The following is a 14,744-nucleotide window of genomic DNA, read 5'->3' on the forward strand; positions in this document are numbered from 1 at the left end:
CCGCGGGTAGGCTGGGCCCATGGCGTTGCACACCGAACCCCTGGTGGGGCATCCCGCCCTGCAGGACGGTGACGTCGAATGGCTCCACCTGGTGGTGGGGGACTGGCAGCTGGTGGCGGATCTGGCCTTCGCCGATCTGGTCCTGTGGTTCCCCGTGGACGCGGCATCATCCCCTGCAGGCTCCGGTGACCGAAGCTTCCTGGCCTTGGCCCAGGCCCGTCCCCTGACCTCGCAGACCTCGCTGCACCGGGACATCGTGGGCAGCCGGGTGCGTGCCGACCTCCGGTCCCTGGTGGACCAGGCGTGGTCCACGGGCGAACCGCAGTGGACGGCGCCCAGTGCCTTCGCCCCGGACAGTGCCATGCGCGTCTCGGTCTGGCCCGTGCAGCACCGCGGTCGGACCATCGCGGTGATCACGGTGCATCAGGACCTGACCGGCCACCGGACCCCGTCGCGGTTGGAGCTGACCTATCGCCGCAGCGCCAATGATCTGCTGGGCATGGCGGCCAGAGGGCACTGGCCGGATCCGCAGAACCATGTGGGCAGCAGCCACCGAGGGATGCCGCGGGTGGGTGACGGACTGCTGAGGCTGGACACCCAGGGGGTGGTCGAATTCGCCACACCCAATGCGGTCTCAGCCTTCAGGCGATTGGGGTATGACGACTCGCTGGAGGGGAAGTCGCTGGCCCGCATCGTCACCGATCTCCAGGACCAGCGTCGGCCCCTGGACGAGTCGTTGCCCCTCGTGCTGACGGGCAAGGCCACTGCCCGCGCCGATGTGGAGATCCGGTCGGTTAATGTCACGCTGCGCTCCGTGCCGTTGCGGGATGAACAGGGGCGCGCGGGAGCGATCGTGCTGCTGCGCGATGTCACCGAGCTGCGCCGCCGGGAGCAGCAGCTGGTCAGCAAGGACGCCACGATCCGGGAGATCCACCACCGGGTGAAGAACAACCTGCAGACGGTGGCGGCACTGCTGCGCATGCAGTCCCGGAGGATGAGTTCGCCCGAGGCTCGACAGGGACTCGAGCAGGCGATGCGACGGGTGGGAACGATCGCCCTGGTCCACGAGACCCTGTCCCAGGGGCTGGATCAGCAGGTGGACATGGATGCCCTGATCGGACGCCAGTTCCGGTTGGCGGTGGAGATCTCAGGTGACCAGCCTCAGGCGGAGGTCCACACACGCTTCGACGGAGGATTCGGCCAGCTGCACAGTGACCTGGCCACCCCGCTGGCGCTGGTGATCAACGAACTGGCCGCCAACGCGATCGAGCACGGACTGGCCGGGGCTCCTGGCGAGATCGGCCTGCGTGCGGAACGCCGCCAGGTGGGAGGGAACGAGACACTGCGGGTGGTGCTGTGGGATTCCGGCGGCACAGGACCGGCACCGGCCGTCAAGGACGGAGGGATGCCAGGAAGCGGCACGGGCCTCGGGCTGAAGATCGTGCACACCCTGGTGGAGGTCGACCTGCAGGGCACCATCGACTGGGCGCCTCGTGCCGGCGGTGGCACTGAGGTCACGCTGGATCTGCCCGTGGATGCGGCCCTGAGCTGAACCGATCCCTGAACGCCGTCGTCCCCGGCCTCCCTCGCGGAACGAGGGGGACCGGGGACGATCAGATCTGGTCGGTGAGCTGGAGATCAGGAAGCGCGGCGGGCGCGAGCGGCGCGGCGCTTCAGTGCGCGACGTTCGTCCTCGCTCATGCCTCCCCACACACCCGAGTCCTGGCCGGACTCGATGGCCCACTGCAGGCAGGTGTCGATGACCTCGCAGGTGCGGCACACGGCCTTCGCCTCCTCGATCTGGAGCAGGGCCGGCCCCGTGTTCCCCACCGGGAAGAACAGCTCCGGGTCCTTGTCCAGGCAGGCTGCGCGGCTACGCCAATCCATGCTGTCGGTTCACTCCTTCACAGCCGCTGCACCAGAGGTGCGGCGGCTCTATACTGGCCGAACGAGGTCACGGTCCCCTCTGGTGGAAGGACCGTGCGGGACACCCGGGGTTCCCTGTTCAGCCGATGGCAACAGAAAGGGGGCCGAGCGACGACCCCCGCAGAACAATCTCGAGTTAGTTTTCCACGGTCTGCCCGGCACCACAAGGGTCCGATGTGTCCAAAGTGCGCTTTGAGCTGAGGGATTGGTCACATGCGCGAACTGTGACAAGCCCTCAACGTTGACCGCCGCACCAGCGAAAGGACCTGTTGTGCCCGCTTCGACCCCTGCTGTGGGATCGCGTCACCCGCTGGTGGTGGCGGCCGTCCTCGTGCTGTTCCTGCAGGCGGCCGCCGTGCTGTGGACGGCGGTGCGGTTCGCCCGTGACCTGGGCACGGGAGTGGCTCTGAACCTGGGCGGCCAGATCTTCCTCGTGGTGCTGGTGGCCCTGGGTGGGGTGTGGCTCGTGGCCGTCGCGATCGGCGTGTGGAGAGGTGGGGCCTGGAGCCGCTCGGCGGCCACCGTGGTGGAGCTCTTCGCGGTGATCCTCTCGGTCAGCTACCTCTCTGCCGGGAACTGGCTGATCGCGGCGGCCTTCCTGGTGCCGGCCGCTGCGGTGCTGGTGATGCTCTTCAGCGCCCCGGTCGGGCAGCACCTCTCCGGCGCTGCCCAACGCTGATGGGGCGGATGGATCAGTTGACGGGGCCGGTGTACTTCTCGCCCGGCCCCTTGCCGGGGGCGTCGGGGTAGGGGGAGGCCTCGCGGAAGGCCAGCTGCAGGCTGCGCAGCCCGTCACGCAGCGGGCCAGCGTGCTGGCTGCCCACTTCGGGCGCGGCGGCGGTCACCAGGCCGGCCAGGGCGATGATCAGCTTGCGGGCCTCATCCAGGTCCTTCTGCTCCTCGGCGTCCGGTCCCTCGGAGAGTCCGCACTTGACGGCGGCGGCGGACATCAGGTGCACGGCGGTGGTGACGATCACCTCGACGGCGGGGACCTCCTGGATGTCGCGGACCCGGTCCTCCACGGCCTCGCGGACCTCGTCTGGCGTGTGATTCTGCTGTGCGTCAGTCATGCTGGTAAGCTTCTCACAGACCAATCGGTCCACTGTGCACGTCCACGCCTCGGCGAGGGCTAGCTCATGTGGGCTGATCTCTGAAAGTGGAGGCCACTCCCACCCGCGTCAGCAGCATGTCCGGTTCTCCGGGCCGAGTTGCCGGGTCACCGGTCAGGGTACGCTTCGGCGGATCCTGGATCGATGGGTCTGACGGCACCAATGCCGTCGGCCGAGGCCTCCGTCTGCTCAGCACGGGGGCCTTTTCTGATGGCTCGTGTGCAGGCAGAGGAGTCGCGCAGGGACCGCGACCTCCGTCCACCGTCACCGATGTACAGGAGTTGCACGATTAGCGAGCCAAGAATCAACGAACGGATCCGCGTGCCCGAGGTGCGCCTGGTCGGCCCTCAGGGCGAGCAGGTGGGGATCGTGCGCATCGAGGATGCGCTGCGTCTGGCAGCCGAGGCCGACCTGGACCTGGTTGAGGTGGCGCCGGCGGCCAAGCCGCCCGTGTGCAAGCTCATGGACTTCGGCAAGTGGAAGTACGAGGCTGCGGTCAAGGCCCGTGAGGCCCGCAAGAACCAGACCAACACGGTGCTGAAGGAAGTCCGCTTCCGCCTCAAGATCGACACCCATGACTACGAGACCAAGGTCGGCCACGCCCGCAAGTTCTTGGGCGCAGGCGACAAGGTCAAGGCCATGATCCAGTTCCGTGGCCGCGAGCAGCAGCGCCCTGAGCTGGGCATCCGCCTGCTGGAGAAGTTCGCGCAGGACGTCGCCGACCTCGGGTCGGTGGAGTCCACGCCCCGCCAGGACGGCCGCAACATGGTCATGGTGGTCGGTCCGCTGAAGAACAAGGCTGAGGCCATGCGTGAAGCACGCAAGGGCCAGTCCAAGCCGGAGCGCTCCGGCGGTTCTCGTCGGGAGATCGCAGCCCGTGAGGCCAAGTCCAAGGTCGCCGCTGACACGTCGTCGGGGCCGCTCTCCAGCTCGATGTCCGACGCCATGCCGGAGGAGCTGAAGAAGCTGGCCCAGGAGCCGCAAGCCCCGGCCGAGGCGCCGAAGGCAGAGGCACCCCAGACAGAAGCGCCGAAGGCTGAGGTTCCCCAGACCGAGGCTGCGCCGACGGAGCAGCCTGTCGCGCCGAAGGCTCCCGCCAAGGCTGCGCCCAAGGCTCCCGCCAAGGCTGCGCCCAAGGCTCCCGCCAAGCCCGCTGCGGCGTCGTCTGCCAAGCCTGCTGCGGCGTCGCCTGCCAAGCCGGCTGCGGCGTCGTCGGGAACGGCCAAGCCTGCAGCACCCAAGCCGGGATCGGCACCCAAGCCTGCGGCGCCGAAGCCGGGAGCACCCAAGCCGGGAGCACCCAAGCCCGGCGGCCGCAAGTAGTCCACCAGCTCGGGCCGGAGACGGCCCACACCGTCTGACCGTGACCGGACCTCGTCCGGACAGGGTCCACACAGCACTGGCCTCCCACCGGAGGCCGGCCGACACGAAGGAGAACGGCAGCCATGCCGAAGATGAAGACCCACAGCGGTGCCAAGAAGCGCTTCCGCGTCACCGGCTCCGGCAAGCTGATGCGTCAGCAGGCCAACCGTCGTCACTACCTGGAGCACAAGCCCTCCACGCTGACCCGCCGTCTGGCCAGCGATCAGCTGGTCGCCAAGTCCAGCGTCAAGACCATCAAGAGGATGCTGGGCATCTGATCGCCCGCGGTCTCGGCCGCATCCAGACCAGCCAGCCCGCTGACGCAGAAGCACTGACGCAGCAGGGCACGATTTCAAAGGAGTACGCACGTGGCACGTGTGAAGCGGGCGATCAACGCCCACAAGAAGCGCCGGACCCTTCTGGACCGAGCATCCGGCTACCGCGGTCAGCGTTCGCGCCTGTACCGCAAGGCCAAGGAACAGCTGCTGCACTCGTATGTGTACAACTACCAGCACCGCCGCAAGCGCAAGGGCGACTTCCGCCGCCTGTGGATCACCCGCATCAACGCTGCGGCTCGTGCCAACGGCATGACCTACAACCGTTTCATGCAGGGCCTGAAGCTGGCCGGCATCGAGGTGGACCGCCGCATGCTCGCCGAGCTGGCCGTCTCCGACGCCACGGTCTTCGCCGCTCTGGTGAAGTCCGCCCGTGAGGCCCTGCCCTCGGACGTCAACGCCGCTCCGGCCAAGTGATGTCCGCCGGACGTGAGGTCCGGCCAGCAGATCCCCGCGATCGCATGCACACCGAGCGCCCTGATCAGGACGTGATGACCAACCCCCGGGCTGACCGGGTGAAGAGGGTCGCACGCCTGGCGGGGCGCTCGGCGCGTCTGCGGGAGGGACTGTTCCTGGCCGAGGGGCCGCAGTCCTCCCGCGAGGCGCTGCGGCTGCACCTGGGCGAGCTGCCAGCCAGGGCCTGGCGGCACGGGTCCGTGGTGGAGTCCGTGTACGTCTCGGAGTCCTGGGATGGGCACGACGACGGCCTGGCGGCCCTGGTGGACCAGGTCGCCTCGCGGCGGGTACCGGTGCGGCGCGCCTCGGCTGAGGTGCTGGCCGCGATGAGCGATGCCGTGAGTCCCCAGGGGATCGTGACAGTCTGCCGAGTGCCGCAGGCGCTGCGCTCGGCTGACCGGCATGCCTCCTCGGATCGTCTGAGGGAACGGGTGGAGAACGTGGTGCCGGAGACGGCGCGGCTGGTGGCTGTGCTGTGCCGGGTGCAGGATCCGGGCAACGCCGGGACCATCATCCGTGCCGCCGATGCCGCCGGGGCCGACGCCGTGCTGCTGACCGGCGGTTCGGTGGATGTGCTCAACCCCAAGACGGTGCGCTCTACGGCAGGCTCGCTGTTCCACCTTCCGGTGGCCTCAGGTGTCGACGTGGAGCTGGCCGCGCAGGTGCTGGGGGAGCGTGGGATGCAGCTGCTGGCCGCAGACGGCTACGGCGAGGTGCGCCTGGACCGAGCGCCGCAGGGACTTCTTGAGGCGCCCTCGGCTTGGCTGTTCGGCAACGAGGCGCAGGGGCTGAACGAGGCAGAACGCGAGCTGGCCACGCATCGTGTGGCGGTGCCCCTGTACGGTGCGGCTGAGTCCCTGAATGTGGGCACTGCGGCCACCGTGTGCCTGTACGGTTCGGCGATGGCTCAGCACCAGGGAGCATGATGCACTCGGTCGCCTGATGTGGCCGAACGACGAAGGGCGCCTCCCCGATGGGGAGACGCCCTTGGTCTATGCGGTGGTCACCGCATCAGGTCCAGCTGATCAGGCGCGGTTGCCCGAGCGCGAGGAGATCCACTGCCAGATGAAGGCAACGACCACACCGCCCAGGATCGCGAAGATCCAGGTGCTGAGCTCGAAGAAGCTGTTGTTGACATCGATGTTGAAGATCGCCGAGGCGATCCAGCCACCGAGAAGTGCACCGAGGATACCGGTGACGAGAGCGCCGAGCCAGCCGCCGCCCTGACGACCCGGGAGGATCAGACGTGCGATGGCGCCAGCGATGAGACCAAGAACGATCCAGCCGATAATGCCCATTGGTATTTCCCCTTCTGGATTGGGATGTACAGCACGAGGGGTGTCTTCGCACTGCGGCGGGACCGTTGCGCCCACAGGTGCGCCTGCGGACAGTCCCAGCTGAAGAACAACTTATCAGCGAACTTCCAGGAAGGGCACGATTCTGGGCGCGTCGTGTCAAACATCTCAGTATATGCCTCGAGCGTCGAGGTTCTCATCTGTGACGCAGTCAGCGAAGTCCCAGGTCAGAGTGGGGTTCTGGGCCTGAGGTGGAATGCTGCGGGGGTGGACGAGCTGCGATCGTCGGCGTGTCGGCTGTGCGCGTGTCGCGATCGGGGCGCCGACGTCACGGGGACAGGCGGTTCGTACGCCGCAGCAGGATCCAGCTCAGAGCCAGTCCCAGGAACGCCAGGACGGCGCCGGCGGCGGCGGGGACCTGGAGGGTTGCTCCGCCTGCGATCACGGCCGCCCCGACCCAGGCGCCGGCCGCATTGGCCAGGTTCAGGGCTGAGTGGTTCAGCGCGCCTGCCAGCTGGGGCGACTGCGGCGCAGAGTCGACCAGCAGGACCTGGAGCGAGGGCACCAGGGCGGAGGCGCAGATGGCTGCGGCCATGAGCGGAATCAGGGAGAGCCACCACCAGGGGGCGGCCAGGCTGAAGGCGGCCAGCGAGACCGCGACCAGGCCCAGCGACCACTGCAGTGTGCGCACTGCGGAGCGGTCGGCCCAGGAGCCGCCCAGCAGGGTGCCCACCACCATGCCGACCCCGTAGAAGCCCATCACCAGCGGGGCCAGGGAGAGGGGCATGCCGCCCACCTCCACCATGACCGGAACGATGTAGGTGTAGAGCGCGAACATGCCGGCGAAGCCGACGATCCCCACGGTCACGGCCTTCCACAGCGCAGGGGAGGCCATGCCGCCCAGCTCGCGCCGGATCGAGGTTCCCTCAGGGGCGGGAATCGTCGGGACGCAGACGGCGACGGCCAGGACCGTGGCAAGCCCGAAGATCCCGGTGACCACGAACATGGAGCGCCAGCCCAGTTCCTGGCCCAGCCACGTGGCTAGGGGGACGCCGAGCAGATTGGCCACCGAGAGGCCCGCCATGACCCAGGCGATGGCCTGACCGCGCCGCGCAGGACCGGCCAGGTGGGCTGCCGCCAGTGCGGCCGCTGAGAAGTAGGCGCCGTGCGGCAGTCCGGAGATGAAGCGGGCCACCAGCATGGACTCGTAGGTGGGTGCCCACAGGCTGATCGCGTGGCCGACCACGAACAGCGCCATCAGCCACAGGGCTGAGGTGCGCCGGTCCACGCGTGCCATGCCCGCGGCGAGCAGCGGGGCGCCCACCACCACACCCAGGGCGTAGGCGGAGATGAGCACGCCTCCCGCCGGCAGGTCCACGCCCAAGTCCTCCACGGCCTGGGGCAGCAGGCCCATGATGGCGAACTCGGTGGTGCCGATGGCGAAGCCGCCCATCGACAGGGCGAGGACGCCAGCCAGGAGGGAGCGCTGTCGAGTGGTGGAGGGGGTCGGCACCGAACCAGACTACGGCCCGTCATGCGCCCTTAGGATCGGGATATGACGAATCCCACCGCTGCTGCATCTCGCGATGACGGTGCCTCCACCGCAGTTCCGGCGAAGAGGCCCGTGGTGGGGGCTGCCATCCTGGACGAGTGGGACGCGCCGCACCGTCTGCTGGCCGCTCGACGCAGTGCTCCGGAGTCGCTCAGAGGCCTGTGGGAGTTCCCCGGGGGCAAGGTCGAAGCCGGGGAGGAGCCTCGAGAGGCACTGCTGCGCGAGGTGCGCGAGGAGCTCGGGGTGGAGCTGGAGCTGGGGGCCGAGATCGCGGCCCCTGACCCTGAGGGTTGGCTGCTGTCCAACGGGGCGAGGATGCGGGTGTTCCTGGCGGTCATCGCCTCGGGTGTGCCCCGTCCGCTCGAAGACCATGACCGGTTGGAGTGGACTGATCTGACGGACAGGGACCTGCACGCACTGGACTGGATCCCCGCGGATCGGCCGATCGTTGATGCACTGCTAGACCAGGTGGGGCTCAGCACGGCCTAGCCATGTCCGCTCAGAACAGGGCGAGCTGACGCGTGGATGCCCCGACCGCATCTCGCGGGGCAGGGCGCTGGACGGGCAGCGCATCCTGCTCGCGGGTCAATGCTGCAGACGGGGCCGTGCCGTCCGGTTCGGTGAGGCGGTGGGCGCCGTGCCGGTCCAGTCCGTGCCGCCGGATGATCTGAGCGGTGCGCCGAGCCAGTGCCCGCCGGTATGACGCAGGGGCGTAGGAGCCGTGCCGGTACAGCTGGCGGTAACCGTCCAGCAGCTGCGGGTGCTGCTCGCTGATCCAGGACAGGTACCACTCCCGTGCTCCCGGGCGCAGGTGCAGGGCGCCAGCCAGGGCTGACTGGGCTCCGGCGGAGGCCACTGCGGACATCAGGTGGTCCACCGCGGAGTCGCTGTCCGTCAGCCAGGGCAGCAGTGGCATGGCCATCACCGTCACCACGGCGCCGGCCGAAGCCAGTTTCTCGATCAGCCGCAGCCGTGCCGCCGGTGAAGGTGTTCCCGGCTCCACCGCTTGGGCCAGGACAGGGTCCAGCAGGGCCAGGGACACGGAGACCTGGACGGGCACCTGCCGTGCGGCGGAGGCCAGCAGGGGGATGTCCCGCGAGAGCAGGGTGCCCTTGGTCAGCAGCGAGAACGGAGTTCCGGTGTCCGCCAGGGCGGAGATGATGCCGGGCATGAGCCGGTAGCGGCCTTCAGCGCGCTGATACGGGTCGGTGTTGGTGCCCAGGGCGACGGGCTCATGCCTCCAGGTGGGGCGGGAGAGCTCCCGGCGCAGCAGCTCCGGGGCATTGACCTTCACCACGATCTGCTGATCGAAGTCCTCTCCGGCGTCCAGGTCCAGATACGTGTGCGTGCCGCGGGCGTAGCAGTAGCGGCAGGCGTGGGTGCAGCCCCGGTACGGGTTCACCGTCCACCGGAAGGGCATGGACGAGGACTCGGGGACCTTGTTGAGAGCGGACTTGGCGACCACCTCATGGAAGACGGTGCCGGCGAAGTCCGGGGTGGTGATGGAACGCTGCAGGCCGGAGAGCGGCAGCAGTGCGGCTGGCGCGGCTGGAGTGCCGCCGCCGTCCTGCTCGGTGCCGCTCCCGGCCTGCAGAGTCTGCGCTTCCCATCGCATGGATTGATTAGAACACATGTTCGAACTCCTGTGCAAGGAACCTCGAGTCGGCCGGTAGCGTGGAGCCATGCTGAATGCCGACGCCCCCGTCCAGGTCCTGCTCACCGGGTTCGAGCCCTTCGGCGGGGACGCCCACAACCCCTCGTGGCCCGCCGCGCAGGAGGCGGCCACGCTGCTGCGGGAGCGCGGGGTGGCCGCAGCCGCAGCACTGCTGCCCTGCGAGTTCGCCGCCTCCGGGCCAGTGCTGGACGAGGCGCTGCGCCGGCATCAGCCTGAGGTGGTCATCGCCTGTGGGCTGGCGGGTGGGCGGGCGGCGGTCACCGTGGAACGGGTGGCGGTGAACCTGCAGGACGCACGTATCCCGGACAACGCAGGGCATCAGCCCGCTGGCACGGCGGTGGTCGACGACGGCCCGGTCGCCTGGTTCTCGACCCTGCCGGTCAAGCGCGTGGCGGGGTCCATCCAGGGCGAAGGGATCCCTGCGGAGCTCTCCCTGAGCGCCGGCAGCTTCGTCTGCAACCACGTCTTCGCGCACCTGATGAGCAGTGCTCCTGCCCATGATGTGCGTTGTGCCGGTTTCATCCACGTGCCCTGGGACGCAGAGCACGCCCCGGACGGCATCACCCAGACCCTGCCCGCCGGACAGCTGGCCCGAGCGCTCGCCGTGGCCGCCTTCCAGGCCCTGGACCCTGCGCCGGACCTGGACACCCCCGAGGGGACTCTGCACTGACCCGGTTCGGACTCTCGTGAGCTCAGGCCAGGTGACCTCCGGACGGACCCGACGGAGCGGTCGGCCCCTCACGGTCCACGGGGAACCGCCGGCCACGACTCGGCCACCGCACCGGACGCTCCGCGTAACCGCCTGCCTGCAGGCCGGCACCCCGCTCGAAGAGATTGCGCGAGGCCGTGTCCCCGGTGCGCAGCAAGGACCAGGCCACCGCCAGGCCGTAGAGCGGCAGGAAGGGCAGTCCCAGGCACCACGCCCACTGGGTGGCATGACGGGCCTCGTGGGCCAGCAGCAGCGGCGTGATCCGGGTGCGCGGGCGGAAGAACACCACATTGCCCACCGTGAACGCCCCGCCGTCTGGAAACGACCACCGGTAGCCGTGCGCCAGGATCAGGCCGTCCGGTCCCCGCTCGATCCGGCACCCGGCGCACAGGGCGCCCACCAGGCCCAGCACGCTGGACAGGTTCGCCGCGTTCCAGATCTGGCGCACGCGCAGAGCCCACCTCAACCCTCGCTCAGGCGAGCCGGGAGGTTTCGGCGAGCGGCCGTCGTCGGGAGGGAGAAGCGGGTCCATGTCAGCAGGATACGGGTCGCGCAGACTCGGGGTGCAGTGTGCAACGGGGCAAACGCGTCCGGCAGGGCACTTAGACTGGATGAGGCCCTGGTGAAGCGGGGCCCACACCAGTACAGACCACCACAGGGGCATGCAGTCTTATGACCGAATCCACGGATCAGGCTCCCGGGCAGAGGCCCGATCAGGAGATCTCACCGGCTGACGAGACCGCGGTGCAGGCCGCTGTCGAGCGTGCACTGGCCGACTTCCAGGCCGCCGGCACCCTCGAGGAGCTCAAGACCGCACGGCTGGCGCACACCGGGGAGAAGGCCCCGCTGACCCTGGCCAACCGGGGAATCGGCAAGCTGCCCAAGGAGCAGAAGTCTGTGGCCGGCAAGCTCATGGGCGGCGCTCGCGGACGGATGGAGAAGGCCCTGGCCGCCCGTACCGCGGTGCTCGAGGAGGAGCACGCCGCACGGATGCTGGTCGAGGAGACCGTGGACGTCACCCAGGCCGTGCGTCGCCGCCAGGTCGGCGCCCGCCACCCCCTGACCCTGCTCAGCGAGCGCGTGCAGGACATCTTCGTGGGCATGGGCTGGGAGATCGCCGAGGGCCCCGAGGTCGAGTCCGAGTGGTTCAACTTCGACTCCCTGAACTTCAAGCCGGACCACCCGGCCCGCGAGATGCAGGACACGTTCTTCGTGGACCCGCCCGAGTCCCACCTGCTCCTGCGCACCCACACCTCCCCGGTGCAGATGCGATCCATGCTCGAGCGCGGCGCGCCCGTCTATGTGCTCTGCCCCGGGCGGACCTTCCGCACCGATGAGCTCGACGCCACCCACACCCCGGTGTTCCACCAGTTCGAGGGCCTGGCCGTGGACAAGGGGCTGACCATGGCCCATCTGCGCGGCACGCTGGAGTACTTCGCCCGGCAGATGTTCGGACCGGAGGCCAAGATCCGTCTGCGCCCGAACTTCTTCCCCTTCACCGAGCCCTCCGCCGAGATGGACATCTGGCATCCCGGAGCCAAGGGCGGCCCGGCCTGGATCGAATGGGGCGGCTGCGGCATGGTCCACCCCAACGAGCTGCGCGCCGCCGGCCTGGACCCGGAGGTCTACTCCGGCTTCGCCTTCGGCATGGGCGTGGAGCGCACCCTGATGTTCCGCAACGAGGTCCCGGACATGCGAGACATGATCGAGGGCGACGTCCGCTTCTCCCAGCACTTCGGAATGGAGATCTGATCACCCATGCGCATCCCGCTGTCATGGCTTCGTGAATTCGTCCCGGTCCCGGCGGACGCCACCGCCGAGGACGTCATGGCCGACCTGGTCACGGTCGGCTTCGAAGAAGAGGAGGTCCACCGCCCCCTCGATGAGATGTCCGGTCCGATCGTGGTCGGCCAGGTGCTGGAGATGGTCCCCGAGCCCCAGTCCAACGGCAAGACCATCAACTGGTGCCAGGTCCGCGTGGCCCCCGAGGGACAGCCGCAGACACTGACCGGTGAGGGGATCGATCCCTCCGGCGTGCAGGGGATCGTCTGCGGTGCCCACAACTTCTCCGTGGGGGACAAGGTGATCGTCACCCTGCCCGGTGCCGTCCTGCCCGGTGACTTCCGGATCTCCCCGCGCAAGACCTACGGACATGTCTCCGCGGGCATGATCGCCTCCGCACGTGAGCTGGGTCTGGGGGAGGATCATGACGGGATCATCGTGCTCTCCCGGATGGGTCTGGACCCGGAGATCGGCACCGACGTGCTCGAGCTGCTCCACCTGCGCGACGAGGCCGCCGAGATCAACGTCACCGCCGACCGCGGCTACGCCTTCTCCATCCGCGGTGTGGCCCGCGAGTACGCCCACGCCACCGGCACCGAGTTCACCGACCCCGCCTCACTGGTGTCCCCGCCGGAGGCGAACCAGGACGGACACGAGGTCCGCCTCGAGGACCAGGCGCCGATCTACGGTGTCCCCGGCTGTGACCGGTTCGTGGCCCGCACCGTCACCGGGATCGATCCCACCGCGCCCACTCCGGCGTGGATGAGCGCGCGCCTGCGCCTGGCCGGGATGCGCTCGATCTCCCTGCCGGTGGACATCTCCAACTACGTCATGTGGGAGCTGGGGCAGCCCCTGCACTTCTATGACCGTGAGAAGCTGCAGGGGCCGATCGTGGTCCGCCGCGCCCACGAGGGTGAGCGCCTGACCACACTGGACGGCAAGGACCGTGCCCTCTCCACCGAGGACGTGCTGATCACCGACGACCGCGGACCGATCGGTCTGGCCGGGGTGATGGGAGGTGCCGAGACCGAGGTCACCGACGCCACCACCACCGTGCTGATCGAGTCCGCCCACTTCGACCCGGTGAGCATGGGCCGCACCCGCCGTCGGCACAAACTGCCCTCCGAGGCGTCCAAGCGCAACGAGCGCGGGGTCGACTGGGAGATCGCCGACGAGGCCGCCGAACGTGCGGTCCAGCTGCTGGTCGAGCTGGCCGGCGGCACCGCCGAGCCGGGGGTGACCGATGTCGGCACCCGCCCGGACCCGTCTGTGGTCCAGCTGCCCGCCGGGTTCCCCACCGCCCTGACCGGGGTGGAGTACACCGAGGAACAGATCGAGCGTGTGCTCACCGACCTCGGTGCCACCGTGGAGCGTGGGCAGGATGCTGACGGGCAGACCACCTACACCGTGACCGCCCCGTCCTGGCGCTCCGACCTGGAGATCCGCGAGGACCTGGTAGAGGAGATCGCCCGTCTGGTCGGCTACGACCAGATCCCGTCTGAGGTGCCGGTGGCGCCGCCGGGCCGTGGGCTGACCCGCGAGCAGTCCCAGCGCCGCCGTGTCCTGCAGGGCCTGGCCGATGCCGGGCTGACCGAGGTGCTGGCCTACCCGTTCGTCTCCGAGGCCCAGAACCGGCTGTTCGGCTCCGCCACCGCTGAGGAGGGCGCCGCCCAGCGGATGGTCCACCTGGCCAATCCGATCTCCGCTGAGTTCGGCTACCTGCGCACCTCGCTGCTGCCAGGCCTGTTGGAGATCCTGCGCCGCAACCACTCCCGTGGGTTCCGCGACCTGGCGCTCTACGAGTCCGGGCTGGTCTTCCTGCCCAGTGAGCAGCTCGGCAGCGCCTCCATCCCGCCGCTGGGGGCGCGCCCGAGTGAGGACGTGCTGGCAGACCTGAACGCCGGCATCCCGCACCAGCCGCGCCGGATCGCCGCCGTGTTCGCCGGACACGACTCTGCCCCCGGTGCCGGCCATGCCCCGCGCAGCTGGGACTGGCAGGACGCCGTGGGCACCGCGCTGGACATCGCCCAGATCCTGGGTGTCCCGCTGACGGTGGCCCAGGGCGCCCATCAGGCGTTCCACCCCGGCCGCACCGCAGAACTGCGCCTCGCGGACGGATCGGCGGTCGGCGTGGCCGGCGAGCTGCTGCCCAAGCTGCTGGAGACCTCGGACCTGCCGGCCCGCACGGTCGCTGTGGAGCTGGACCTGGACGCCCTGATGGACGCCGCCGCGGACGTCGTGGTGGCCGGACCGATCTCCACCTATCCCGCCACCAGCCAGGACGTCGCCCTCGTGGTGGAGGAGAACACCGTGGCCGGGGACGTGCTCGCCACCCTGCGCGAGGGCGCCGGAGACCTGCTGGAGGACATCGCCCTGTTCGACGTCTACACCGGCACCGGCGTGCCCGAGGGCAGCAAGTCCCTGGCCTTCACCCTGCGCTTCCGTGCCCCGGACCGCACGCTCACCGCGGACGAGGCCTCCGAGGCGCGTGCCGCCGCCACGGCACTGGCCGCCGAGCGCCACGGAGCCGTGCAGCGCTGAGC

The 14,744-nt window shown here is 69.4% G+C and carries 16 protein-coding genes; 10 read left to right on the forward strand and 6 right to left on the reverse strand.

Features of this window, described 5'->3' with window-relative positions; genetic code table 11:
• Positions 1 to 19: 19 nt before the first annotated feature.
• Positions 20 to 1,552 carry a sensor histidine kinase gene (locus ACEXHE_RS06965; RefSeq protein WP_374785217.1) on the forward strand — a complete coding sequence of 511 codons (1,533 nt, stop codon included), beginning with the start codon at positions 20 to 22 and terminating at the stop codon, positions 1,550 to 1,552.
• A gap of 86 nt (positions 1,553 to 1,638) precedes the next feature.
• On the opposite strand, the gene ACEXHE_RS06970 is transcribed toward ACEXHE_RS06965, so the two are convergent.
• Positions 1,639 to 1,887 carry a WhiB family transcriptional regulator gene (locus tag ACEXHE_RS06970; protein WP_091693624.1) on the reverse strand — a complete coding sequence of 83 codons (249 nt, stop codon included), beginning with the start codon at positions 1,885 to 1,887 and terminating at the stop codon, positions 1,639 to 1,641.
• Between the two features lie 310 nt (positions 1,888 to 2,197).
• On the opposite strand from ACEXHE_RS06970, the gene ACEXHE_RS06975 reads away from it, so the two are divergent.
• Positions 2,198 to 2,605: a hypothetical protein gene (locus ACEXHE_RS06975; RefSeq protein WP_260061923.1), complete on the forward strand. Its 408-nt coding sequence runs from the start codon at positions 2,198 to 2,200 to the stop codon at positions 2,603 to 2,605.
• 13 nt (positions 2,606 to 2,618) lie between these two features.
• On the opposite strand, the gene ACEXHE_RS06980 is transcribed toward ACEXHE_RS06975, so the two are convergent.
• Positions 2,619 to 2,996 carry a DUF1844 domain-containing protein gene (locus ACEXHE_RS06980; protein WP_091693631.1) on the reverse strand — a complete coding sequence of 126 codons (378 nt, stop codon included), beginning with the start codon at positions 2,994 to 2,996 and terminating at the stop codon, positions 2,619 to 2,621.
• A gap of 360 nt (positions 2,997 to 3,356) precedes the next feature.
• Here ACEXHE_RS06980 and infC point away from each other — a divergent pair, with 360 nt between their 5' ends.
• From infC to ACEXHE_RS07000, 4 genes are all read left to right on the forward strand, one after another.
• Positions 3,357 to 4,358: a translation initiation factor IF-3 gene (infC, locus tag ACEXHE_RS06985; protein ID WP_374785218.1), complete on the forward strand. Its 1,002-nt coding sequence runs from the start codon at positions 3,357 to 3,359 to the stop codon at positions 4,356 to 4,358.
• Between the two features lie 122 nt (positions 4,359 to 4,480).
• A complete protein-coding gene (rpmI, locus tag ACEXHE_RS06990) occupies positions 4,481 to 4,675 on the forward strand; it encodes a 50S ribosomal protein L35 (RefSeq protein WP_091693638.1) in 195 nt (64 codons plus the stop codon).
• 90 nt (positions 4,676 to 4,765) lie between these two features.
• On the forward strand, positions 4,766 to 5,149 hold the full coding sequence (rplT, locus tag ACEXHE_RS06995; protein ID WP_091693641.1) for a 50S ribosomal protein L20: 384 nt from the start codon (positions 4,766 to 4,768) through the stop codon (positions 5,147 to 5,149).
• Between the two features lie 74 nt (positions 5,150 to 5,223).
• The gene (locus ACEXHE_RS07000; protein WP_374785219.1) at positions 5,224 to 6,114 is read left to right on the forward strand and encodes a TrmH family RNA methyltransferase; all 891 of its coding nucleotides are present in this window, start codon (positions 5,224 to 5,226) and stop codon (positions 6,112 to 6,114) included.
• A 99-nt stretch (positions 6,115 to 6,213) separates the two neighbouring features.
• Here ACEXHE_RS07000 and ACEXHE_RS07005 read toward each other — a convergent pair whose 3' ends face one another.
• Together ACEXHE_RS07005 and ACEXHE_RS07010 are read right to left on the reverse strand one after the other, a co-directional pair.
• A complete protein-coding gene (locus ACEXHE_RS07005; protein WP_374785220.1) occupies positions 6,214 to 6,486 on the reverse strand; it encodes a GlsB/YeaQ/YmgE family stress response membrane protein in 273 nt (90 codons plus the stop codon).
• A gap of 325 nt (positions 6,487 to 6,811) precedes the next feature.
• Positions 6,812 to 7,996 carry an MFS transporter gene (locus ACEXHE_RS07010; RefSeq protein ID WP_374785221.1) on the reverse strand — a complete coding sequence of 395 codons (1,185 nt, stop codon included), beginning with the start codon at positions 7,994 to 7,996 and terminating at the stop codon, positions 6,812 to 6,814.
• Positions 7,997 to 8,038: 42 nt separating this feature from the next.
• Here ACEXHE_RS07010 and ACEXHE_RS07015 point away from each other — a divergent pair, with 42 nt between their 5' ends.
• Entirely contained in the window at positions 8,039 to 8,524 is a 486-nt protein-coding gene (locus ACEXHE_RS07015; protein ID WP_374785222.1) for a (deoxy)nucleoside triphosphate pyrophosphohydrolase, read from the forward strand.
• A gap of 10 nt (positions 8,525 to 8,534) precedes the next feature.
• Here the strand turns inward: ACEXHE_RS07015 and ACEXHE_RS07020 are convergent, their stop codons facing one another.
• Complete coding sequence (locus ACEXHE_RS07020) at positions 8,535 to 9,650, reverse strand: Rv2578c family radical SAM protein (RefSeq protein WP_091693653.1); 1,116 nt, start codon at positions 9,648 to 9,650, stop codon at positions 8,535 to 8,537.
• Between the two features lie 67 nt (positions 9,651 to 9,717).
• Between ACEXHE_RS07020 and ACEXHE_RS07025 the strand changes: the two genes are divergently transcribed.
• Positions 9,718 to 10,380, forward strand: a complete 663-nt coding sequence (locus ACEXHE_RS07025) for a pyroglutamyl-peptidase I (protein WP_374785223.1) — start codon at positions 9,718 to 9,720, stop codon at positions 10,378 to 10,380.
• 22 nt (positions 10,381 to 10,402) lie between these two features.
• Here ACEXHE_RS07025 and ACEXHE_RS07030 read toward each other — a convergent pair whose 3' ends face one another.
• Positions 10,403 to 10,867 carry a hypothetical protein gene (locus tag ACEXHE_RS07030; protein ID WP_342715177.1) on the reverse strand — a complete coding sequence of 155 codons (465 nt, stop codon included), beginning with the start codon at positions 10,865 to 10,867 and terminating at the stop codon, positions 10,403 to 10,405.
• 224 nt (positions 10,868 to 11,091) lie between these two features.
• Between ACEXHE_RS07030 and pheS the strand changes: the two genes are divergently transcribed.
• Entirely contained in the window at positions 11,092 to 12,171 is a 1,080-nt protein-coding gene (pheS, locus tag ACEXHE_RS07035) for a phenylalanine--tRNA ligase subunit alpha (RefSeq protein WP_091693663.1), read from the forward strand.
• 6 nt (positions 12,172 to 12,177) lie between these two features.
• Positions 12,178 to 14,742 (forward strand): phenylalanine--tRNA ligase subunit beta, encoded by a 2,565-nt coding sequence (gene pheT, locus ACEXHE_RS07040; protein WP_374785224.1) that lies wholly within the window; start codon positions 12,178 to 12,180, stop codon positions 14,740 to 14,742.
• Positions 14,743 to 14,744 lie beyond the last annotated feature (2 nt).

The organism is Micrococcus sp. IITD107 (genome assembly GCF_041927415.1).
Classification (GTDB): domain Bacteria; phylum Actinomycetota; class Actinomycetes; order Actinomycetales; family Micrococcaceae; genus Citricoccus; species Citricoccus terreus.

What these genes read in the sequence shown, in the direction of transcription:
- ACEXHE_RS06965 (WP_374785217.1), top strand. Translation starts at nt 20, where the DNA reads ATGGCGTTGCACACCGAACCCCTGGTGGGGCATCCCGCCCTGCAGGAC.
- ACEXHE_RS06970 (WP_091693624.1), bottom strand. Translation starts at nt 1,887, where the DNA reads ATGGATTGGCGTAGCCGCGCAGCCTGCCTGGACAAGGACCCGGAGCTG.
- ACEXHE_RS06980 (WP_091693631.1), bottom strand. Translation starts at nt 2,996, where the DNA reads ATGACTGACGCACAGCAGAATCACACGCCAGACGAGGTCCGCGAGGCC.
- rpmI (WP_091693638.1), top strand. Translation starts at nt 4,481, where the DNA reads ATGCCGAAGATGAAGACCCACAGCGGTGCCAAGAAGCGCTTCCGCGTC.
- ACEXHE_RS07000 (WP_374785219.1), top strand. Translation starts at nt 5,224, where the DNA reads ATGACCAACCCCCGGGCTGACCGGGTGAAGAGGGTCGCACGCCTGGCG.
- ACEXHE_RS07005 (WP_374785220.1), bottom strand. Translation starts at nt 6,486, where the DNA reads ATGGGCATTATCGGCTGGATCGTTCTTGGTCTCATCGCTGGCGCCATC.
- ACEXHE_RS07015 (WP_374785222.1), top strand. Translation starts at nt 8,039, where the DNA reads ATGACGAATCCCACCGCTGCTGCATCTCGCGATGACGGTGCCTCCACC.
- ACEXHE_RS07020 (WP_091693653.1), bottom strand. Translation starts at nt 9,650, where the DNA reads ATGCGATGGGAAGCGCAGACTCTGCAGGCCGGGAGCGGCACCGAGCAG.
- ACEXHE_RS07025 (WP_374785223.1), top strand. Translation starts at nt 9,718, where the DNA reads ATGCTGAATGCCGACGCCCCCGTCCAGGTCCTGCTCACCGGGTTCGAG.
- pheS (WP_091693663.1), top strand. Translation starts at nt 11,092, where the DNA reads ATGACCGAATCCACGGATCAGGCTCCCGGGCAGAGGCCCGATCAGGAG.
- pheT (WP_374785224.1), top strand. Translation starts at nt 12,178, where the DNA reads ATGCGCATCCCGCTGTCATGGCTTCGTGAATTCGTCCCGGTCCCGGCG.